17 protein-coding genes are annotated in these 20,360 nt (G+C 63.3%); 9 read left to right on the top strand and 8 right to left on the bottom strand.

Translation table 11 applies throughout. From position 1 onward, the window contains the following. Window positions 1-47 precede the first annotated feature (47 nt). Both FFY45_RS08190 and FFY45_RS08185 read right to left on the bottom strand, forming a co-directional pair. Entirely contained in the window at window positions 48-1,766 is a 1,719-nt protein-coding gene (locus FFY45_RS08190; RefSeq protein ID WP_176340049.1) for an ExeM/NucH family extracellular endonuclease, read from the bottom strand. 139 nt (window positions 1,767-1,905) lie between these two features. Beyond that, window positions 1,906-2,424 carry a c-type cytochrome gene (locus FFY45_RS08185; RefSeq protein WP_074058609.1) on the bottom strand — a complete coding sequence of 173 codons (519 nt, stop codon included), beginning with the start codon at window positions 2,422-2,424 and terminating at the stop codon, window positions 1,906-1,908. 370 nt (window positions 2,425-2,794) lie between these two features. Here FFY45_RS08185 and FFY45_RS08180 point away from each other — a divergent pair, with 370 nt between their 5' ends. Genes FFY45_RS08180 through FFY45_RS08165 form a run of 4 tightly spaced genes read left to right on the top strand, consistent with a single transcriptional unit; the run spans window position 2,795 to window position 5,724 of the window. After that, entirely contained in the window at window positions 2,795-3,439 is a 645-nt protein-coding gene (locus FFY45_RS08180; RefSeq protein ID WP_176340048.1) for a DUF4198 domain-containing protein, read from the top strand. A gap of 25 nt (window positions 3,440-3,464) precedes the next feature. Continuing rightward, complete coding sequence (locus FFY45_RS08175; RefSeq protein ID WP_128417191.1) at window positions 3,465-3,776, top strand: DUF3649 domain-containing protein; 312 nt, start codon at window positions 3,465-3,467, stop codon at window positions 3,774-3,776. Continuing rightward, a complete protein-coding gene (locus tag FFY45_RS08170; RefSeq protein ID WP_176340047.1) occupies window positions 3,773-5,392 on the top strand; it encodes a PepSY-associated TM helix domain-containing protein in 1,620 nt (539 codons plus the stop codon). Before FFY45_RS08175 ends, FFY45_RS08170 begins: the two co-directional genes overlap by 4 nt. Further along, window positions 5,389-5,724 (top strand): DUF3325 domain-containing protein, encoded by a 336-nt coding sequence (locus tag FFY45_RS08165; RefSeq protein WP_176340046.1) that lies wholly within the window; start codon window positions 5,389-5,391, stop codon window positions 5,722-5,724. The genes FFY45_RS08170 and FFY45_RS08165 overlap by 4 nt, the downstream gene beginning before the upstream one ends. A 39-nt stretch (window positions 5,725-5,763) precedes the next feature. On the opposite strand, the gene FFY45_RS08160 is transcribed toward FFY45_RS08165, so the two are convergent. The 3 genes from FFY45_RS08160 to FFY45_RS08150 form a co-directional block, all read right to left on the bottom strand. Then, window positions 5,764-6,291, bottom strand: a complete 528-nt coding sequence (locus FFY45_RS08160; RefSeq protein ID WP_176340045.1) for an RES family NAD+ phosphorylase — start codon at window positions 6,289-6,291, stop codon at window positions 5,764-5,766. Then, a complete protein-coding gene (locus FFY45_RS08155) occupies window positions 6,288-6,662 on the bottom strand; it encodes a hypothetical protein (protein WP_006450089.1) in 375 nt (124 codons plus the stop codon). The genes FFY45_RS08160 and FFY45_RS08155 overlap by 4 nt, the downstream gene beginning before the upstream one ends. An 85-nt stretch (window positions 6,663-6,747) precedes the next feature. Continuing rightward, window positions 6,748-7,368 (bottom strand): TetR/AcrR family transcriptional regulator, encoded by a 621-nt coding sequence (locus FFY45_RS08150; RefSeq protein ID WP_176340044.1) that lies wholly within the window; start codon window positions 7,366-7,368, stop codon window positions 6,748-6,750. Window positions 7,369-7,496: 128 nt separating this feature from the next. Here FFY45_RS08150 and FFY45_RS08145 point away from each other — a divergent pair, with 128 nt between their 5' ends. The 4 genes from FFY45_RS08145 (at window position 7,497) to FFY45_RS08130 (ending at window position 14,729) form a co-directional block, all read left to right on the top strand. Beyond that, window positions 7,497-8,660, top strand: coding sequence for an isovaleryl-CoA dehydrogenase (locus FFY45_RS08145; RefSeq protein WP_176340043.1), 1,164 nt, complete (start codon window positions 7,497-7,499; stop codon window positions 8,658-8,660). 10 nt (window positions 8,661-8,670) lie between these two features. Beyond that, the gene (locus tag FFY45_RS08140; protein WP_176340042.1) at window positions 8,671-10,281 is read left to right on the top strand and encodes a carboxyl transferase domain-containing protein; all 1,611 of its coding nucleotides are present in this window, start codon (window positions 8,671-8,673) and stop codon (window positions 10,279-10,281) included. A gap of 236 nt (window positions 10,282-10,517) precedes the next feature. After that, a complete protein-coding gene (locus tag FFY45_RS08135; protein ID WP_176340041.1) occupies window positions 10,518-12,542 on the top strand; it encodes an acetyl-CoA carboxylase biotin carboxylase subunit in 2,025 nt (674 codons plus the stop codon). A 102-nt stretch (window positions 12,543-12,644) separates the two neighbouring features. Then, entirely contained in the window at window positions 12,645-14,729 is a 2,085-nt protein-coding gene (locus FFY45_RS08130) for a S9 family peptidase (RefSeq protein WP_176340040.1), read from the top strand. A 260-nt stretch (window positions 14,730-14,989) separates the two neighbouring features. Here the strand turns inward: FFY45_RS08130 and FFY45_RS08125 are convergent, their stop codons facing one another. Further along, window positions 14,990-16,150, bottom strand: a complete 1,161-nt coding sequence (locus FFY45_RS08125; RefSeq protein WP_176340039.1) for a putative peptide maturation dehydrogenase — start codon at window positions 16,148-16,150, stop codon at window positions 14,990-14,992. A 52-nt stretch (window positions 16,151-16,202) separates the two neighbouring features. Between FFY45_RS08125 and FFY45_RS08120 the strand changes: the two genes are divergently transcribed. Further along, window positions 16,203-16,541, top strand: a complete 339-nt coding sequence (locus tag FFY45_RS08120; RefSeq protein ID WP_176340038.1) for an NHLP-related RiPP peptide — start codon at window positions 16,203-16,205, stop codon at window positions 16,539-16,541. A 25-nt stretch (window positions 16,542-16,566) separates the two neighbouring features. Here FFY45_RS08120 and FFY45_RS08115 read toward each other — a convergent pair whose 3' ends face one another. Together FFY45_RS08115 and FFY45_RS08110 are read right to left on the bottom strand one after the other, a co-directional pair. Continuing rightward, window positions 16,567-19,059: a putative peptide modification system cyclase gene (locus FFY45_RS08115; RefSeq protein WP_176340037.1), complete on the bottom strand. Its 2,493-nt coding sequence runs from the start codon at window positions 19,057-19,059 to the stop codon at window positions 16,567-16,569. Window positions 19,060-19,062: 3 nt separating this feature from the next. After that, a complete protein-coding gene (locus tag FFY45_RS08110) occupies window positions 19,063-20,139 on the bottom strand; it encodes a GGDEF domain-containing protein (protein ID WP_006450098.1) in 1,077 nt (358 codons plus the stop codon). Between the last annotated feature and the right edge of the window lie 221 nt (window positions 20,140-20,360).

Below are 20,360 nucleotides of genomic sequence, written 5' to 3'. Positions count from 1 at the left end.
CACCTATCGCGCACGCGCCTGCAGCGGGATTCGAACGCCAGCTTGTGCTACAGCGAAAAGCCCAGCAGCACCGGGTCGTGGTCGGAACTGCGCCACGGACCGGCCAGATTGCGCTTGGCGTAGCCGGCATCGTCCATGACATCGGCGTTGATATGCCATTCCACTGCGCCGCGCAGCTGCTTGGCCATCGCCGGGCTGAGCAAGGCGTGATCCAGCCGTCCGCTCATGCCATCGTAGACGTAGCTGTAAGGCTGTTTCACTCCGGCCACTGCGAACGCATCCTGCCAGCCGCTGGCGCGCAGGCTGCGCATCGGGCTTTCCATGGCGTAGGCGTTGAAGTCGCCCAGCAGCACGGCAAGTTTGGTCTGCGCGCCGGTGGGGTCGGTCTGCAACCACTGGTGCAGGCGCTTGGCCGACTCGGTGCGGGTGGCGTTCCAGCAAGCCTGGCCGTCGCGCTGGTCGGCATCGGCGCCGTTGGCGGTGCCGCACCCCTTGGACTTGAAGTGATTGGCAACCACCACGAAAGTGGCGCCGCGGGTGCTGCGAAACGCCTGCGCCAACGGCACACGGCTGTGGCTGTCGAACGGCCCACCGGTCAGCGTGGCCGGCTTGCCGACCGGGGTGACCTGGGTGCTGCGATAGACGATGCCAACCCGGATCGCGTCATCGCCCGGGCCGCTGCCGGTGTCGACGAACTGCCAGTCCTTGTCCTTGCCGGCGGCATTGAGCGCGGCCACCAGTTGCGCCACTGCGGCATCGGCACCGTTGCCGTCGTTTTCCAGCTCCATCAACGCGGCTACGTCGGCGCGCAACGGCACGATGGTGGACACCAGCTTGGCCAGCTGCGCCTGGAACTGCTCCTGCGTGCGCGCACCGCGCTTGGTCGGAAACCCGCCGCCGCGGCCATTGCCGTTGAAGAAGTTCTCCAGATTGAACGAGGCAATGCGCAGATCGCCGCCGACCTGCGGCGCCACCGCGGTCGGCATCGCCGGCAGCGTCAGCGGATTCAGCACCTGGATGCGGTAGTTGCCGTCGTAGCGCTGGTCCACGATGCCATCCACCGACTTGAGCAGGCTGCCGGTGCGCAACACCGCATCTGCCGGCAGATAGGCCACCGTCTTGGGGCTGCGGCCATTGCGTGCATCGTCCAGCAGCACCCGGCGACGTGCGCTCTCCGCTTCAACCTGCGTGAAAGCCGGAGTGCCGGTCGCGGCCACTTCGCTCGGCTGCCATAAACGCCCACCGAAGGCGGCGACCAGCTCGCCATAAGTCTCCAGGCGATCGCTGCCGTTGAGCGTCAACGCAGCGATGCGCACATGCTCGCCTTCGAGCGCTTCCCAGTTGGCCGGCGGCCCGCTGAGCATGCGCACCGGTACCGGCTGGCCGCTGGCGAGCCGCTCGATGCTGCTGGCATCCACCGTGGTCAGGCTCGCCTCGCCGCCTGCCGACACTTCGCGCACCGTGCCGATGACGCGCACGCGATCACCCACTGCCACCTCGGCATCGCCGGCGCCGGTGACGAACAGGCCGTGCGAGCGCCGCGGCTCAAACCCGGGCTGCTGCACGAACAGGCCGGCAAGGCCGATGCGGGTATCGGCAGTGACGATACCTTCCACCTCCACCACGCGGCCGTCGTAAGGGCTACGCGTGTCTTCGCCCTGCACATCGGCGATCGACAGGCGTTGCGGCGCGCCATCGGCGGCACTGCCCAGCAGCGGAGCCAGCAGACCGATCACACCGAGCACAACAAGCGAGCAACGCGACATCGACACACTCCAGAAAGACGTAGACCAAAATGCAAGCGCCGCCCGGAAGGCGGCGCATGAGCGGCTGAGCGTTGCAACAGGCTAACAAACCGCTGCGAACTGCGACCAGCTGGTGCGTGGAGGCGCTTGTTTCAGGCGCCTACTTCAGATTGCCCAGCATCCAATCGACCGTGGCACGTACCTGTTCTTCGGTCAGCGCCGGGTTGCCGCCCTTGGCCGGCATGATGCCGCCGTCCGGGCCGGTGTAGCCCTCGATCGCGTGCTTGTACAAGGTGTCCTTGCCCTGGGCGATGCGCGCGTCCCAATGCGAATGATCCAACGTCGGCGCCTTGCCTACGCCGGTGGTATGGCAGGCGGTGCATAGATTGTCGAAGATGGTCTTGCCGTCGGTGCTGCCGCCATAGGCGGACTGCGAGGAGGCCTTGGCCAGTGCTGCTGCCTGAGCCGCCGCTTGTGCGGACGCGCCGGTGGTGCCGGCATACACCGCGCCGGCCGGGGCGATGCGTTGCTGCACGCGCTTGGCCGCAGTGGGCGAGACTTCGTCGGGAATGGCACGTTGCAAATAGGCTGCCAGGGCGATCAGGCCCAGGGTGATCACTACCAGTAGTCCGATCACCATCGAGAATTTTTTCAGGAACTCGAGGTCGTAATTCCGCACGCGCTCACCCCTGGCTGTTGGTCGAAGACCTCTGCTAGCGCCGGAGTATAGAGCACAGTTCGCGCCAGTCTGGCCACTGTGCATGACAGTTATCGCCGCGATGCGTCCTGCAGCTTGGCGGGCTGTACGTCTTGTGCGCAGCCACCTCGCGTGCCGCTGGCAAATTGCCGCGATGCCGCATGACGGGGCCGCTTGGCACTACCCCTCCGCGGCCGAACCCGCTTGCCCGCGTGATGACCAGGCGCTGGTCGAACCCCGCAGGTGCCGGATGGCGCGTTGGTCTCGTTTCGTGGAATTGCGTATCATTCCCATCAACCCACGGTGACGCGGTTCTCGCCTCGCCCGGTCCCGCTTACGAGGAGTCGCCGCGATGAAGTCCTTTCTGCTGTCCTGCCTGGCCTTGGCCAGCATCAGTCTGTCTGCCCAGGCCCATGAAATCTGGATCGAGCGCGACGGCAGCGGCCCGGTGCGGATCTACTTCGGCGAGCCGGCGCAGGACACCCTCGACCATGGCGAAGACGAGATCAAGCGCGTGGTCAAGCCAACCGTGTTCGGCACGGCCGGCAAGGCAGGTGCGTTGCAGCGCGGCAGCGAGTTCCTCAGCGCGCCGCTGTCCGGCACCGGCGATGCCTGGCTGAGCGACGACAGCGTGTTCGAGCCGTGGAAGGGCGAAGCCGGCGGTTTCGAGACGGTGAGCTATTACGCCCGCGCCGGACGCGCCACGCCTGCGGCCAAGCTCGATTTCGAACTGGTGCCCACCGCCGCCAACAGCAACACGCTGACCGTGCTCTATCGCAACAAGCCGCTGCCCAAGGTCGAGGTGACGGTGATCGACCCGCAGAAGTGGCAAAAGACGCTGACCTCCGATGCCAAGGGCCAGGTGACCTTGCCCAAGCTGCGCGCCGGCCGCCACATCCTGGTCGCCACCAACAAGGAGCCGGTGAAGCGCGAGATCGCCGGCAAGCAGGTGGCGATGATCCACCACATCAGCACGTTGACCTTCCTGGCCGAGTAAGTCGGCCGCACATGCAGCACAGCTGATGTCTACCGCACCGCCCCTGTCGCTTCCCTGGTTCAGGCGCCCCTGGCTGGGCGTGCTTGCGCGCACGCTGGCCGCGATCTTTGGCGGCTATGCATTGGCCAGCGCCACCAATCTGTTGCTGGCGCTGGTACTGCCGATGCCGCCCAGCGAAGCGGTGCTGACCAGCATGCTGGTCGGCATTGTGGTGTGCGCGTGTGCACCGCTATGGGCCTTTGCCACCGCCAGCGTGTGGCGGGCGTGGGCCGGCATCGCGGTGCCGGCGGCGCTGATGTTCGCACTGGCCGCATGGCTGCAACGGAGCGTGGCATGAAGCAGGGATTCCGCCAGTCGATGGCGTGGCTGCACACCTGGACCGGGCTGCTGGTCGGCTGGGTGTTGCTGCTGATCTTCATGGGCGGCACGGCGAGTTATTACCGCGACGAAATCAGCCGCTGGATGCGCCCGGAACTGCCCACCACCACGGTGAGCAACGCGACCGCACTGCGAAGCGCCGAACAGTATCTGCAAGCGCATGCGGCCGATGCGCAGAGTTGGAACATCACCTTGCCGGACACACGTAATCCGGTGGTGAGCATGTACTGGCAAAATCCTGCGCCGGCCGATGGCAAACCGGCCAGCCGCCGCGAGATGTATGGCAACGCCATCATCGACCCGGCCACCGGCAAGGAGATCGCCGCACGCGACACGCTGGGCGGCGACTTCTTCTATCGGCTGCATTTCGATCTGCATTATCTGCCGGTGATGTGGTCGCGCTATATCGTGGGTTTCTGCGCGATGTTCATGCTGGTGGCGATCATCAGCGGGGTGATCACGCACAAGAAGATCTTCAAGGATTTCTTTACCTTTCGCCCGGGCAAGGGCCTGCGCTCGTGGCTGGATTTCCACAATGTCAGCGCGGTGACCGCGTTGCCGTACCACGCGATGATCACCTACACCGGCATCGTGACATTGATGTTCATGTACTTGCCGTGGGGCATCAAGGCGCAGTACCCCGACAACGAAATGCGTTTCTACGAAGAATCCGCCAACCGGGTTGCCGATACGCGCAAAGCATCGGGCACACCGGCGCGCATGCTGCCGCTGGAACAGTTCATGGCGCGTGCGCGCAGCGACTGGCGCGGTGGCGAGATCGGCAACGTGGCGGTGTCGCTTCCCAACGATGCGCATGCCGCGGTCGGCGTGACTCAGGTGGCCGGCAGTCTCTCGACCGATGCACCGTCCATTCTGTTCGATGCGATCAGCGGCCAGCGCCTGCAGCGTAGCGGCGCGCCGGGCGGTGCCAGCCAGACGCGCGGCACGATGGTGGGCCTGCATATCGCCCACTTTGCCGGGCCATGGATGCGCGCACTGTTCTTCGGCTCCGGTTTGCTCGGTTGTTTGATGGTGGCCAGCGGTGTGGTGATGTGGGCGGTGAAAGAACGCCCCAAACACCTGAAGGCCGGGCGCATCGGCTTCGGGCTGCGTCTGGTGGATGCGCTCAACATCGGCACGGTCGCCGGCTTGCCGATCGCCTTTGCCAGCTTCTTCTGGGCCAACCGATTGTTACCGGTGACGCTGGAAGCGCGCGCAGCGATGGAGGCCAATCTGTTTTTCGCCGCCTGGGCCACCGCATTGCTGGCCGCGTTCGTCTGGCCACGGCGCGCGATGTGGAGTTGGCAGTTGTATCTGGGCGCGGCGTTGTTTGCGCTGGTGCCGCTGCTCAACGCGATCACCACCGATGTGCATCTGGGCGTGACGTTGCCGGCGTTGCCGGCCGGGCAATGGGCGCTGGCCGGTGTCGATCTGGTGTGCCTGTTCCTTGGCATGTGTCTGGGGATCGCAGGTTGGCGTTTGCAGCATTGGAAGGCCCCGCAATCGGCATCTGCGCGACGCGCGCGCGCCACTGCGCCTGCGCAGAACAGCGTGCCGATGCAGGAAAGCGCATGAGTGTATTGCTGTTGCTGGCACTGAATTTTTCGGGATTCGCTGCGTTATGCCTGGCGATGGACAAGCATCAGCAGGAGGTACGCGGCCGCATGCTGAGCGCTGCGCGCTCGCGGCAACTGCGCGTGCTGGGTTGGCTGCTGTTGCTGCTCACCTTTGGTCTGGCGGTGCACGCGCAGGGCTGGGGTATCGGTTCGGTATTGTGGATTGGTACCTTAACCGGTGCTGCGGCGTTGCTGTCGCTGTGGTTGCTGCCGTATCGGCGTGGATTGATTCTGCCGACAGCTGTGGCCGCGCCGGTGCTGGCCGGTGTGGTGCAACTGTTGGTTGGTTGAAAATTCGAGCGTGGCGTCATGCATCGCGCGCGCAAGCCGTTACACCACGATGGGCGGATCACCCCAACTCCGCCCATCGCGCGGCAGGCGGCCATCGTCGAGCACGTGCAGCACCCGCTCAGGCTGCAGCATGTCCAGGAACAGCACCACGTTGATGCCCTCCGGCAACGCCATGCTGGGAAAGATCACGCCGGGGATGTCCGCCTCGCGCAGCATGTCGCCGAGTACCCAGCTCACCGGTTCGATCTTGTTGACCAGGGCCTTGCGCCAGTCCTCGGTCCAATCGGCCCAGAGCGGATCCCAGCTTGCATCGAGCAGGCGCAAATCGGCCAGCGCAGGCAGATCAGCGGTGTAACTGACCAACGTAAACGGCGGTAGAAACGGCGCGGCCTGCGCGTATTCGGCGGCAGCGGTTTCCAGTTGCTGCGAGAGATACAAGGCGGGTTGACCGAAGCGATTGAAGCGCCCACCCGAGCGTGCGGCACCGGCGCCGCTCAGCGGTTCGGCGGCCCAGCGCGGGGTGAAGGCGCGATACAACGTGCAGTGCGCCGGGGCGCTCAGCTTCAACCGGCAGCCCCGGCTTCAACGGTGCGCAGGTAGGTCAATGCATCGTCGGTGCGGCCCTGTTTGACCACCTCCAGCAAGGTGGCGAATTCGAACGCGGGGATCGGCGTGTTCTTGAGGTGGAACACCACCTGGCGTTCGTCCGGCTGGACTTGCGCCATCGCCACCAGCAAACGCGACAGGTTGCGCAGCAGGTCCTGCACGCGCGGGCTTTCCGGGTGCACGCGCAGGCTGTTGCGATGCACGCCGGCCAGTTCGGCCAGTTCCTGTTGCGATAGATCCAGCAGGCCGGCCATGGCCGACGGCGACAGAATGGTGCGATCCGGCACGCGCAGGCGTTCGGTCAGGGCCAGGGGATTGAGGACGGCGACCATCGCACGACTCCAGCAAGGGATTTGCACAGTATACGCACAGTTATGTGCATCAATGAAGCACAGCTGGTGTGTGGTCAGTGCACTGTCAGCTGGCCGACTGCCGCGCACCCACCGCGCGCAAGCAGAAGCCGCAGATCGCCTCGACCAGTTGCTCGCCCTGTTGCGGGTCGCCGCGGCTGGGGGCAACCGGGCCCACCAAGGCCTCGGTGAAGGCGCCGACGATGCAGGCCGCCGCTGCGTCCAGCGATTGCTGCGGGAATTCGCCTGCGGCCACGCCTTCGGCGAGCAACTGGCGGAACACCTCGCCAAACAGGCGCCGGCCGCGGATGCGCTCGGCATCCACTTCGCTTTCCACCGGCTCGGCGATGAACGCGTAGGCCAACGCAGGGCCGGCCAGCGCACGCCGCACGAAGGTGGCGATGGCGTTGCGCAGGCGCTCGGCGGCACTGGCCTGGGTGGTGGCGATGGTGCGCAGGATGGTCATCTCGCGCTGCACGGCTTCGTTGAGAACTTCCACGAAAAGCTCGGCTTTCGAAGGAAAATGTCGGTAAATCTGCCCGGTCGAGACGCCGGCTGCGGCGGCGACGGCGGTCACCGGCGCATTGCGGTAGCCGCCTTCGGCGATCAGGCCGCGGGCCGCGTGCAGGATGCGTTCGCGGTTGCCGGCCAGGCGTTCTTCCATCAGGGCGGAGCGTCGATAAGCCATGGTGTGATTCTGGGTTCAATAGTTGAATTTTAGTTCACTTTTTCACTGCGGACCGCTAGGCTGCGCACAAACGCCGTGCGGCCTGCCCGCTCCCACCCGGCACACCCCGATCCTTGCGGAGTCGCTCCATGCACGTGCCGTCCTTGAACTTCGCGCTTGGCGAAGAAATCGATCTGCTGCGCGAAAGCGTGGCGGCCTTTGCCAGCCACCATATTGCCCCGCTCGCGGCCGCTGCCGATCAGGACAATGTTTTCCCCGCGCAGCTGTGGCGCCTGTTCGGCGAGCAGGGCCTGCTCGGGTTGACCGTGGAAGAAGACTACGGCGGCAGCGGCATGGGCTATCTGGCGCATGTGGTGGCGATGGAAGAAATCTCGCGGGCCGGCGGCGCGATCGGGCTGTCCTACGGCGCGCACTCCAACCTGTGCCTCAACCAGCTGCGCAAGAACGCCACGCCCGAGCAGAAGCAGCGCTACCTGCCCAAGCTGTGCACCGGCGAGCATGTCGGCGCGCTGGCGATGAGCGAGGCCGGCTCCGGCTCGGACGTGGTGTCGATGAAGCTGCGTGCCGACGCGCGCGGCGACCGCTTTGTGCTCAACGGCAGCAAGATGTGGATCACCAACGGCCCCGATGCCGATGTGCTGGTGGTGTACGCCAAGACCGATCCGGCCGCCGGTGCACGCGGCATCACCGCGTTCATCGTCGAAAAGGGCATGCCTGGCTTTTCGACCGCGCAAAAACTCGACAAGCTCGGCATGCGCGGCTCCAACACCTGCGAATTGGTGTTCACCGATTGCGAAGTGCCGGCCGAGAACGTGCTGGGCACGCTCAACGGCGGCGTGCGCGTACTGATGTCCGGGCTGGATTTCGAACGTGTGGTGTTGGCCGGTGGCCCACTGGGATTGATGGCCGCCGCGATGGATGTGGTGCTGCCGTACGTGCACGAGCGCAAGCAGTTCGGCGAGCCGATCGGCACCTTCCAGTTGATGCAGGCCAAGCTGGCCGATATGTACGTCGGGCTCAACGCCTGCCGCGCGTACGTGTATGCGGTGGCGCGCGCCTGCGATGCGGGGCAGACCACACGCCAGGACGCGGCCGGCGCGATTCTCTACGCCGCCGAAAAGGCGACCTGGCTCACCGGCCAGGCGATCCAGGTATTGGGTGGTAACGGCTATATCAACGACTACCCCACCGGGCGCTTGTGGCGCGATGCCAAGCTGTACGAAATCGGTGCAGGTACATCGGAGATCCGACGCATGTTGATCGGCCGCGAGTTGTTCGAACGCACCGCCTGACGGAGCCATCATGAGCGTGATCACCAGCCAGCTGCAGATCAGTAGCGAGAGCTTCCAACACAACGCTGCCGCACTGCGCGCAGTGATCGAGGATCTGCGCCGCACGCTGGCGCAGACCGCATTGGGCGGCAGCGAAGCCGCGCGCGCCAAGCACACCGCCCGCGGCAAATTGCTGGTGCGCGATCGCATCGATGCTTTGCTTGATCCGGGCAGCGCCTTGCTGGAAATCGCGCCGCTGGCCGCGCACGGCATGTACGACGATCAAGTGCCCTGCGCTGGCGTGGTGGCCGGCATCGGGCGTGTGTCCGGGGTGGAATGCGTGATCGTGGCCAACGATGCCACCGTCAAGGGCGGCACCTACTACCCGATGACGGTGAAGAAGCATCTGCGTGCGCAGGAGATCGCGCAGCAAAACCACCTGCCGTGCATCTATCTGGTCGATTCCGGCGGTGCATTTTTGCCGCTGCAGGACGAAGTGTTTCCCGACCGCGATCACTTCGGGCGCATCTTCTACAACCAGGCCAATCTGTCGGCCAACGGCATCCCGCAAATCGCCTGCGTGATGGGGTCGTGCACCGCTGGCGGTGCCTACGTGCCGGCGATGAGCGATGAGACGGTGATCGTGCGCGAGCAAGGCACCATCTTTCTCGGCGGCCCACCGCTGGTCAAGGCGGCCACCGGCGAAGAAGTCAGTGCCGAAGAACTCGGCGGTGCGGATGTGCATACACGCATTTCTGGCGTGGCCGATCATTTTGCCGACAACGACCTGCAGGCCCTGGCGCGCGTGCGCGCTATTGTCGGGCAACTCAATTGGCGCAAGCCGGCCGCAACTTTGGCACTGCGTGCACCGCTGCCGCCGCGGCATGCCGCCGATGAACTCTACGGCGTGATCCCTGCCGATACGCGCAAGCCCTTCGATGTGCGCGAAGTGATCGCACGCATCGTCGACGACTCGCAGCTGGACGAATTCAAGCCACGCTATGGCAGCACCCTGGTCACCGGCTTTGCGCATCTGCACGGCTACCCGGTCGGCATCATCGCCAACAACGGCATCCTGTTTTCCGAGTCCGCGCTCAAGGGCGCGCACTTTATCGAGCTGTGCACGCAGCGCGGCATTCCGCTGGTGTTTTTGCAGAACATCACCGGCTTTATGGTCGGGCGCAAATACGAGCACGGCGGCATTGCCAAGGACGGTGCCAAGCTGGTGATGGCGGTGGCCTGCGCCAAGGTGCCCAAGTTCACCGTGATGATCGGCGGCTCGTTCGGTGCCGGCAATTACGGCATGTGCGGCCGCGCGTACTCGCCGAACTTTCTGTGGATGTGGCCGAATGCGCGCATCGGTGTGATGGGCGGCGAACAGGCCGCCAGCGTGCTGGCCACGGTGCGTCGCGACGGGATCGAAGCCAAGGGCGGGGCCTGGTCGGGCGAGGAAGAAGAGGCGTTCAGGGCGCCGATCCGGGCACAGTTCGAGCAGCAGGGGCATCCGTATTACGCCAGTGCGCGGCTGTGGGACGACGGCATCATCGATCCGGCCGATACGCGTCGTGTGCTTGGGCTGGGCTTGTCGGCTGCGTTGAATGCGCCGATCGAAACGACACGCTTCGGCGTGTTCCGGATGTGAGGCGGTGATGCGCGCATGCATGTGCAGCTCTTCAATGGTTGGCGCTGCACACCCATGTGCGAGCAGCTTGTCGCAGGTTGTCTGGGGCGTTGCATGAGCGCGCACGTGTTTTCAAGTAGCGGATCACGGTGGAGACCACCTGTGCCAGCAGCAATCACCGTCTTTATCTTGCAATGCACGCAACCGTTTTTTCATCGCAGTCCCCGCCGCCATGGCGAGGTGCAGAGACTCAGCTCATGACCCAGCGCGAACCTGTCGCAGCAAATCGGCCGTACTTCGACAAGATCCTGATCGCCAATCGCGGCGAGATCGCGTGCCGGGTCATTGCCACCTGTCGCAAGCTCGGCATCGCAACGGTGGCGGTGTACTCGGATGCCGATCGCGATGCGCGACATGTACGCCTGGCCGATGAAGCGATCCATATCGGTCCGGCACCGGCGCAGCAGAGTTATTTGCGCGGCGAGGTCATTCTTGATGCCGCACGCGCAAGCGGCGCGCAAGCGATCCATCCGGGTTATGGCTTTCTTTCGGAAAACGCGGCGTTTGCCGATGCCTGCGCGCAGGCCGGCGTCGTGTTTATCGGCCCACCCGCAGCCGCGATTCGCGCGATGGGCGACAAGAGTGCGGCCAAGGCGCTGATGCAACGCGCCGGCGTGCCGCTGACGCCGGGCTACCACGGCGACGAGCAAGCGCCGGCCTTCCTGCGCGCGCAGGCCGATGCGATCGGCTATCCCGTCTTGATCAAGGCCAGCGCCGGCGGTGGCGGCAAAGGCATGCGCCGCGTGGATGCCAGCGCTGCATTCGAAGAGGCCTTGGCCAGCTGCCAGCGCGAGGCGCAATCGGCATTCGGCAATGCGCAGGTGCTGGTGGAAAAATATGTGGAACGGCCACGTCACATCGAGATCCAGGTGTTCGGCGATACGCAGGGTGAGGTGGTGTATCTGTTCGAACGCGATTGCTCGGTGCAGCGTCGCCATCAAAAGGTATTGGAGGAAGCGCCCGCCCCCGGCATGAGCGAACAACGCCGCGCCGCAATGGGCAAAGCCGCCGTGGACGCCGCGCGCGCGGTGGGCTATGTCGGTGCGGGCACAGTGGAATTCATTGCCGGGCCCGACGGCGATTTCTATTTCATGGAAATGAACACCCGGCTGCAGGTGGAGCACCCGGTCACCGAGTTGATTACCGGTACCGATCTGGTCGAGTGGCAATTGCGCGTTGCAGCGGGTGAGCCGTTGCCACTGCGTCAGCACGAACTGCGTATCCACGGGCATGCGCTGGAAGCGCGTCTGTATGCCGAAGATGCCGAACGCGGATTCCTGCCTTCGACCGGCACACTGCGGCAACTGCATTTGCCTGCACCCAGTGCGCATGTGCGTATCGATGCGGGCGTGGAGCAAGGCGACACCATCAGCCCGTATTACGACCCGATGATTGCCAAGCTGATCGTGTGGGATGTCGATCGGCCGGCCGCGCTGGCGCGTATGCGTCAGGCGCTGGCGCAATGCCATGCGGTCGGTGTGACAACCAACAGTGCATTTCTGTCGCGGTTGATCGGCACGCATGCGTTTGCCTCGGCCGATCTGGATACCGCCTTGATCGAACGCGAGCATGCGGTTTTGTTTCCGCAAGCGCATGCGCCAGACAGTGCGTGGTGGTGCCTGGCTGCCGTGTTGATGGCCGAGGCGGCGCCGAACGCCACGCCCGATCCGGCCGACCCGTTCTCGCCGTGGCAGCACACCGATGGATGGCGCATCGGCGCGCAGGCAGCGCATGCCATCACGCTGGAGGCTGCAGGCGAGCGGCGTGAACTGGGCGTGCGCCGGCTGGCCGATGGGTGGCAGGTCACGTGCCAGGGAAACTCGCACACGCTGCGCTACCACACGCAGGGCACCGCACTCCGCGTGGAAATGGATGGGCGGCAGTGGCGCGCGCAAGTCCTGCGCGACGGCAGCACCCTGAGCCTGATCAGCGCCGAACAGCGAGCGACCTTTCGCCACCACGATGCATTGGTCGAGGCCGATCAACCCGCGCATGAAACCGGCGGCCTGACCGCACCGATGCCGGGTCGCATCGTGTCGCTGGCCGCACCCATCGGGCAGCCGGTCACGCGCGGGCAAGCCCTGGTGGTGCTCGAAGCGATGAAGATGGAGCACACCCTGCACGCGCCCAGCGATGGCACCGTGCAGGCATATCTGGTCGCAGAAGGCGATCTGGTAGCCGATGGTGTCGCGCTAGTGGAATTCGTGTCCGCGTCTGCGTAGCGGCACATCGCGGCGTGACCAACGGCACGTCCGCAGGGACGGGCGTTGGCTCTAGCGTGGGGTAGAGCGGCTGAAATGGCCGCGCCCCGACCGGAGACGTCCATGCAACGCCTGCTTCTTGTTTCCAGCATGCTGCTCGCGCTGTCCGCCTGCAGCGATAAAACCGCGTCCACGACCGACAAGGCCGCCACGCCGGCCCCGGCTGCTGCGGCACCCGCGGCACCACCCGAACTGATCACCCGCGATGCGCTGTTCGGCAACCCGGAGCGGGCGAACGTGAGCATCAGCCCGGACGGCAAATACCTCAGCTGGGTCGCGCCGCTGGAGGGCGTGCTCAATGTCTGGATCGCCCCGGTGGATGCGCCGGATCAGGCGCGCGCGATCACCAAGGACACCGCGCGCGGCATCCGCAATTATTTCTGGACCTATCAAGCCAACACGCTGCTGTACCTGCGCGACAACGGCGGCGATGAAGACTTCCATCTGTTCTCGGTCGATCTGAGCGATGGCAATAGCAAGGACCTCACCCCGTTCAAGAAGACCAACGCCGAGGTGTATCGCGTCAGCGCGCAGCATCCCGAATCGATCATGGTCGGCATGAACGACCGCGATCCCAAATGGCATGACCTGTATCGGGTGGACCTAGCCTCGGGCAAGCGCACCCTGGTGCAGCAGAATACCGACAGCCTGGATTCCTATCTGCTCGATGGCAACTACCAGCTGCGCTACGCCACCCGCGCCACCGACGATGCCGGCAGAGAACTGCTGGTGCCCGACGGCAAGGCATGGAAGAGCGTGGACCGCATCCCGTTCGAAGATGTCACCAACACCGCGCCCGAGGGGCTTACCGACGACGGCAAGACGCTGTACATGCAGGATTCGCGCAACCGCGACACCTCGGCGCTGTATGCGATCGACACCGCCAGCAATGCACGCACGCTGCTGTTCGAAAACCCGCGCGCCGATGTCGGCACCACCTTGAACGACCCCAGGACCGGCGTGGTGCAGGCGGTGTCCACCGACTACCTGCGCGAAGAGTGGAAGGCCTTGGATACCGGCATCGCCGCCGATCTGCAGAAACTCAAATCACTTGGCGCAGGCGATGCCAGCATCGCATCACGCACGCTCGATGACCGCACCTGGATCGTGGCGTATTCGGCAGCGGAAACACCGCTGACCTACTACCGCTACGATCGCGCCGATGGCGGCAAGCTGACCAAGCTGTTCTCCGCCCGACCTGCGCTGGATGGCAAACCGCTGGTGCCGATGTGGCCACAGGAACTGACCTCGCGCGACGGCCTCAAGCTGGTCAGCTATCTCACCCTGCCCGCCGAGGCCGACGCCAACCACGACGGCAAGGCGGATAAACCGGTGCCGCTGGTGCTGTTCGTGCATGGCGGCCCGTGGGCGCGCGATAGCTACGGCTACGGGCCGTACGAGCAATGGTTGGCCAATCGCGGCTATGCGGTGCTGGCGGTCAATTTCCGCGGCTCCACCGGCTTCGGCAAGGCGTTCACCAATGCCGGCAACGGCGAGTGGGGCGGCAAGATGCACGACGACTTGCTCGACGCGGTGCAGTGGGCAGTCAAACAGGGCGTGACCACCCCCAATGAGGTCGCCATCATGGGCGGCAGCTACGGCGGCTACGCCACGCTGGCCGGCATGACCTTCACCCCGGACGCGTTCAAGTGCGGCGTGGACATCGTCGGCCCGGCCAACCTCAACACCTTGCTCGCCACCATCCCGCCGTACTGGGCCAGCTTCTACAAGCAGGCGACCAAGCGCATGGGCGACCCGGCCACCGCTGCCGGCAAGCAATGGCTGACCGATCGCTCACCGCTCACGCATGTCGACAAGATCAGCAAGCCGCTGCTGATCGGCCAGGGCGCCAACGACCCGCGCGTCAAACAGGCCGAGAGCGACCAGCTCGTCAACGCGATGAAGGCCAAGAACATTCCGGTGACCTACGTGCTGTTCCCGGACGAAGGCCACGGCTTCCGGCGCCCGGAAAACAGCAAGGCCTTCAACGCGGTGACCGAAGGTTTCCTGGGTCAATGCCTGGGCGGCCGCGTGCAACCCATCGGCGAAGACCTGACCGGCTCCAGCATCACCGTCCCGGAAGGCGCCGACAAGGTGCAAGGCTTGAGCGATGCGTTGAAGACGCATACGCAGGCGATTCGGCGGTAATCGGTGGTCGTGGCGCCATCCACTAAGGATGCGTTGACGACACATTAGGTCTGCAAGTGTTGTCCGGACCGGCGGCTTAGTCGCCGGTCTTATGAGCTGCACATGGCCTCGTCGCCCCATGCGAGCCAAATGCTGATCATTCATCAATACGGAACGATCGGATCTGCCCGCCGCCGCCGAATCACGGGCATCTTTTAGCGCACGATGTCGACCACGTCATGTAGGTGCCACCACATCTCGTTTCGAGTACCTGAGACCGGCTAATTGCAGGCCCACACTTCGTTGTTCGGATCCAGCTCCATCGTCTGCATGACGTCACCGCGCATACCGAACCCGCAAATTGCCAATACACCATCCATGATCGGTTCAAGACCAAGCAATGCTTCCACCTGGATCTCGTTGATCGCACAGGTGACAAAAGCGCCCAAGCCCAGATCTGTCGCTGCCATGTAGAGCGTTTGGGAAAAATGGCCTGCTTCCAAGGCAAGTGCGCGATACGCTTTCGCGTGCATGCGGTACTTCCAGAAATTCCGGTAATAGCGCGGACACAGCGCTACGATCACCTGTGCATTGGCGAACCAATCCTGTCCGGCAAGAATAGTGAGTGCCACTCCCTGCAAGTCCGGCACAGCCAGGTCTATCGGCTCCAAGGCGTGGTCGATCGGAAGATAGTGGTACACCCCATCTGCAAGGCCCGACACGTTCCTGATAAGAAGGTAAGCATCCAACGGATGCAAACCGCCTCCCGACGGACTTGAGCGCTTGAGGAAAACGGTCTCTGAATCTACTTCCAGCACCGCATTTGCAGCAAAGGTCCGCTCTATGATCTTTGCGAAAACCGCATGCTCCATGCGTGCGTCAGTATCGAAATTTCTGCACGTCGTACGCCGCCTTAACACGGCATCCAGGTAGCCGTCGACGGCACGCGGAAGGCAGATCTGCTCGGTCGTACCACGCAGGATCTGCTCGGGAGGTGGTGGCCCAAAGGTCTTGAGCAAAGCGGCTGCCGTTTCGGCTCCCGCATCCTTGGCGGCCTGCGCAGAGTCCACATCGTTCCAGCGAGTGAACGCATGATAGGCCGCTGCCAGAGGATGCCACTGACTCTTGCGTTGCACGGCATCGCGCTGCTGTGCCGGATGCGCGCTCGAATCGTCGGCCAACAGCAAACCTTTTCCCACCAGTGACAAGACCGTCGTGGCCTCTCCGGCTGTGGCTTCATCCTGCCATTGGCTGGGACTGAGGCGGCCTAGTAAGAGGACCTCTGCCTCGGTCAGCACGCACTCCAGGTCCAAGTGCGGAGCGAGCGCTACCCAACGCAACGTTCGCGAAGCACCCGAACCCCCGGCACACAGATCGGCAAGGTCAATCTCTACAGATTCTCTCGGCTCAAGATAGAGAACCGCACAACGCCTCACCCGCATGCTTCTACGCTCATCTTTAGATTGATCTTCTAACGGTCAGGAATTAGATTTCTTGAATACTTCCTCACCGTTGACGAGCATGACAGAGACAGACAAGCGCCCTACCCCCTTGAAGCCGGATGTTGCGCATAAGCTATTGGACCTACTAGCAACTGATGATCAGTTCCGCGACCTATTCAAGAAAGATCCGAAAGCCGCCCTTTTACAGGTAGGGCACTCGGCCGAAGACATCGAGCTGCTTGCCTCTCAGCTCAGAGTAGAAAAGCTGGCAGACAAAGCCACCATTGCGCAGGCACGTGACGAGATCTATGCCAGCCTGACGTCCTCGGTCAACATGCAGCCAATTCGGTTGAATGTTCCGTCCGGATCCTCCCCGCAACTCAAGAAATGACAGTGAGCGGCAAGTAGAGCATCGCTTACTTGCCGCCAGCCATCGCCGCGTCGAAGACATTCATTGGCTGCTGGCACCATCCACACCCACCGAACTCCGCATATGCTCTGCCATGGGCATCTTTTAGCCATCTGGTTTCGGTGGACGCAGACCCCTGGTCATCCAGGGCCAGGTAGGCCTCTTTGAGGACAACGTGGTGTTGGTACGTTTCGTTGCCATCCAGATGAGGCTTCAACAATTGGATGGCATCAGTGGCATGACCTTCGAGAAGTGCCATCCGTGCTTGCAGCAGCACTATCTGTTCGGCCACGGAGGGCATCTTGGCCAATTCCGGCCTGCTCGTTAAAGCCTGGAGGACTGCTTTGGCGGCAGCGGTATGCCCCAAGCGCTGGCTTAGCAGCGCAAGAGATGCCGCAACTACCGCATCAGAGCGCTGGCTGACCCCTTCCCCACTTGTTGCAATACTCGACAAGGCTGCGGGGAATGTTTCATTGATAGTCGCCAGCGCATCGGCGTGTTGCCCCTGTGCATACTGCGTTGCCGCTTTGGCAACCAGTGATTGCCGGTAACGCGTGGACGTACGATCAATCGCGCCCGAAAGACGCTTTATCTCTGAAAGAGCCTTTTCGCTGCGATTTTCGTCGAGATAAATCGAAACCTGATCGAAATACGCAACATCCAGGCGGTCCTCTGCAGGCCAGATGGCATGTGCGCCCGGGAAGTCGCCTAGCACTGCCAAGGTCACCGCTTCCCATACCGCTGCAGAAGCCAGACCGGAGGATCTAGCAGAACGGAATGTCGCCAATGCTTCCTTCGTCTTTCCCAACGCCAACTGCATCCGACCGACAAGCTCCAGAGACAGCGGATCAAAGTCGTAACGAGACGATGCTGCGCGCTTGGCGTACACAAGCGCCTCTTGATAGCGATTACGTACTTCCAAAGCATATGCGGTGTTTTCGGCCGCTGCAAAATCATCGGGATACAGATTGGCCATCTGCATCCATTTTTCGTAGGCGTTTGTCGGGTCCTTGATCTGCGCGTACCACGCGTCGAGATACACCTGCTCGCGCGGCGGCAATTTCGCCCGTAAGCTGATGGCCTTCTCAAGATACGGCAAGCCGACTGGCGTGTCCTCCAGATAGAAATGACACCGCGCCACGCCGACATTGGCCAAAGCAAACGTCGGATCGAGCTCGACTGCCCTCAGGTAATAGTCGCGAGCACGCAGATAATGTCCCGTACCAAACTCGCGCTGAGCCAACGCATAGGCATTCAATGCATCCATGTTGGCAGTAGACACGCGCGGCAACGGTGCAGAATTCGCTTTGATGGAGGCGAGCGTCTCGCCAAGTCCTTCGCGCAAATTGGAGCTGACGGCGTCAATCGAGGAAAGTAGGGAGCGCTGCCCCCGTCCCTCCGACTTGTACATGTACACCGTTGCCTGTGTCGCTGGATCGATCACCTCGACCGTGACGCGCAGGTTTCCCCCAACATCCGCTACGCTCGGCAATATGAGCGCCTTTGCGCCGGCACGTAGTGCGATCTGCGCACCTAGTGCACGATCAATCTTGGCGCGCTCGCTTTGCTTCATCAATTCCAGCATATCGTGCGCACGTTTCTCTGAAATGAGATTGACGTGCTTGGACTGTTGCAAACTGAGCCGCAAGGCCTGCTGCAACGGCTCATCCAGCATTGCGCTGTCGGTAAGATTATGCAGATCGCCAACCACAATCCAATCTCGTTCGGCGAACGCAATCGCAGGTTCTGGACGGCCGAAAAACCAAAGAATACCCACTGTGATGAAGATCAATGCAACCTCGGTCGCCAACGCCGCCGGCCGCCGCCACAATGGAATATCTCGCCACGCTTTGGAGGAATTCTTCGGCGTGCGCAATGGCGTCAGGCCGACTTCTCCTACTTCGTAAATCTCCATCGGCGTTGGCACGCCTTTAAAGCGCCAACGGCCGTGCGACTTCCACAACAGTTGTGTGCCACGATCGCCCAGTTCGCGCGCAGCACGATGCGTCAGCGACTCGGCCACCGCCGAGATCAGGATCTGCCCGGGCCGGGCCATCGACATCAGGCGGGCGGCGGTGGGCTTGGCCAGGCCTTCCACTTCCAGCGGTTTGGCGCCGATGCTCACCGCTTCGTCGCTGTTGCGCCAGGTCAGCACTTCGCCGACGTGCAGGCCCTGGCGCGCGCATAGCGTCAGCGCGCGGGCATCGCCCATCGCCTTGAGTCCACGTGCGTAATCCAGTGCGAAGCCCAGGCCATCGATGGGGCGATCGAACAGCAGCAACAGCCCGTCCGAGCGGTCGATCAGACGGCCGCGCCATTGCTGCTGCAGTTTGACCACCAGACGGTCATGCTCGCGGAACAATGCGGCGGCGGCGTTGTCACCAATACGCTCGACCAGTGCGGTGGAATCGCATAGATCGGTCAACAGCAAGGTGCGCAGACGCGGCGCCTGGATCGCTTCCGACGACGCATCCTTGCGTGCGTGGGTGCGCGTGCTCATTGCTCAGTGATTGCCAGAGGCGAGCGTGTTACCCGATACCAGCGTGCTACCCGGCGCAGGTGCTTCGTGCATGCACAACACGTTACCGCCCTGCCGCTTGGCCTGGTACAACGCGCTATCGGCCAGCGTGTACCAGTCGTTCCATGCCGCATCCGCATCGATCATGCATAGGCCAAGACTGACCGAGCAGCCTTGCTCGCTCTGGGTGTTGCCCAGGCGTGCTTCCACCGCGCGCACGATGCATTCGCCGATGTGGTGCATCAGTTCCCGCGTGCCTTGCGCGACCAGCACGCAGAATTCGTCGCCGCCCAGCCGGCAGGCCAGATCGCCATCGGCGATCACCGAGCGCAGTGCATGGGCAACGTTCTGCAGCACACGGTCGCCGGCCAGATGACCGAATTCGTCATTGATGCGCTTGAAACGGTCGCAATCGATCAGGATCAGGCCCACACCGGGCACCGCGCCGGAACGCCGACATTCCTGCAGATGCAGCGCCAGACCGCGGCGGTTGTGCAGGCCGGTGAGCTCGTCGGTGCGACTCAACTCTTCGGTGTGGTTGAGTTTGTGCGAGGTGACATAGAGATTGTCCAGCGCCGCTTCCAGATCGTGGTTGCGACGGCGCAGCTGACGAATCAGCAACTGCTCGTTGTTGACCACACGCACGATGGAGCGGCGCAGAAAATGCGCCACCATCGACGGGTCGTGATCGACCAGGCGCTGAAAATCGTCGTGTGCCAGTTCGATCAAACGGCTGTCGGTGGAGGCACTGGCGCCGGCACTGCGTGCGTGGTCGCCGATCAGCAAGCCAAGTTCGCCGAAGAATTCGCCCGGGCCCAGATGCTTGAGCATCAGGTCCTCACCAAAATCCAGATCGATCTGGCCGCTGACAACGATGAACATCTGCGTGCCCACGGCACCACGCTCGAACAGCGCCTGGCCCGCCGCCAACTCGCGCGCACGGCCGAAGCGGGCGAAAAACGCCAGCTCTTCGGCAGTCATCAGCGCATGCAGCCCGTCGGACAACGTTTTGGCAACGCCTCCAGTCGGTTCGACCGCGCCTGCGGTGTTGTGGCAAGTCATCCAGATTTCCTTAGGCTGGCCTACAACGTTAGCCCATGGACAAATCCTACAGGACCCCTTTGTTCAGCACCAGGTCACACTATTTCTCACAGATGAAGAGACGGAATGACGGGTATGAAGTGAAAAAAAAGGGCCCGGTTTCCCGAGCCCTCTCCCTCCCGAGCTGCACCTGGTGGCCTGCTGCAGGCTAAGAGCGGCTAACAAAAACTACTGCGCGGCCG

Origin of the sequence: Xanthomonas hortorum (genome assembly GCF_011305375.1) — a bacterium.
Taxonomy (GTDB): domain Bacteria; phylum Pseudomonadota; class Gammaproteobacteria; order Xanthomonadales; family Xanthomonadaceae; genus Xanthomonas; species Xanthomonas hortorum_E.
Note: the sequence above shows the minus strand (reverse complement) of the source record. Positions and strands in the feature narration are given on the sequence as shown.

Excerpts from the sequence above, each read along its gene's own strand:
- FFY45_RS08115 (WP_176340037.1), bottom strand. The coding sequence starts at position 19,059 with ATGAGCACGCGCACCCACGCACGCAAGGATGCGTCGTCGGAAGCGATC.
- FFY45_RS08150 (WP_176340044.1), bottom strand. The coding sequence starts at position 7,368 with ATGGCTTATCGACGCTCCGCCCTGATGGAAGAACGCCTGGCCGGCAAC.
- FFY45_RS08190 (WP_176340049.1), bottom strand. The coding sequence starts at position 1,766 with ATGTCGCGTTGCTCGCTTGTTGTGCTCGGTGTGATCGGTCTGCTGGCT.
- FFY45_RS08125 (WP_176340039.1), bottom strand. The coding sequence starts at position 16,150 with ATGCGGGTGAGGCGTTGTGCGGTTCTCTATCTTGAGCCGAGAGAATCT.
- FFY45_RS08145 (WP_176340043.1), top strand. The coding sequence starts at position 7,497 with ATGCACGTGCCGTCCTTGAACTTCGCGCTTGGCGAAGAAATCGATCTG.
- FFY45_RS08135 (WP_176340041.1), top strand. The coding sequence starts at position 10,518 with ATGACCCAGCGCGAACCTGTCGCAGCAAATCGGCCGTACTTCGACAAG.
- FFY45_RS08130 (WP_176340040.1), top strand. The coding sequence starts at position 12,645 with ATGCAACGCCTGCTTCTTGTTTCCAGCATGCTGCTCGCGCTGTCCGCC.
- FFY45_RS08165 (WP_176340046.1), top strand. The coding sequence starts at position 5,389 with ATGAGTGTATTGCTGTTGCTGGCACTGAATTTTTCGGGATTCGCTGCG.
- FFY45_RS08140 (WP_176340042.1), top strand. The coding sequence starts at position 8,671 with ATGAGCGTGATCACCAGCCAGCTGCAGATCAGTAGCGAGAGCTTCCAA.
- FFY45_RS08170 (WP_176340047.1), top strand. The coding sequence starts at position 3,773 with ATGAAGCAGGGATTCCGCCAGTCGATGGCGTGGCTGCACACCTGGACC.
- FFY45_RS08180 (WP_176340048.1), top strand. The coding sequence starts at position 2,795 with ATGAAGTCCTTTCTGCTGTCCTGCCTGGCCTTGGCCAGCATCAGTCTG.
- FFY45_RS08110 (WP_006450098.1), bottom strand. The coding sequence starts at position 20,139 with ATGACTTGCCACAACACCGCAGGCGCGGTCGAACCGACTGGAGGCGTT.
- FFY45_RS08175 (WP_128417191.1), top strand. The coding sequence starts at position 3,465 with ATGTCTACCGCACCGCCCCTGTCGCTTCCCTGGTTCAGGCGCCCCTGG.
- FFY45_RS08155 (WP_006450089.1), bottom strand. The coding sequence starts at position 6,662 with ATGGTCGCCGTCCTCAATCCCCTGGCCCTGACCGAACGCCTGCGCGTG.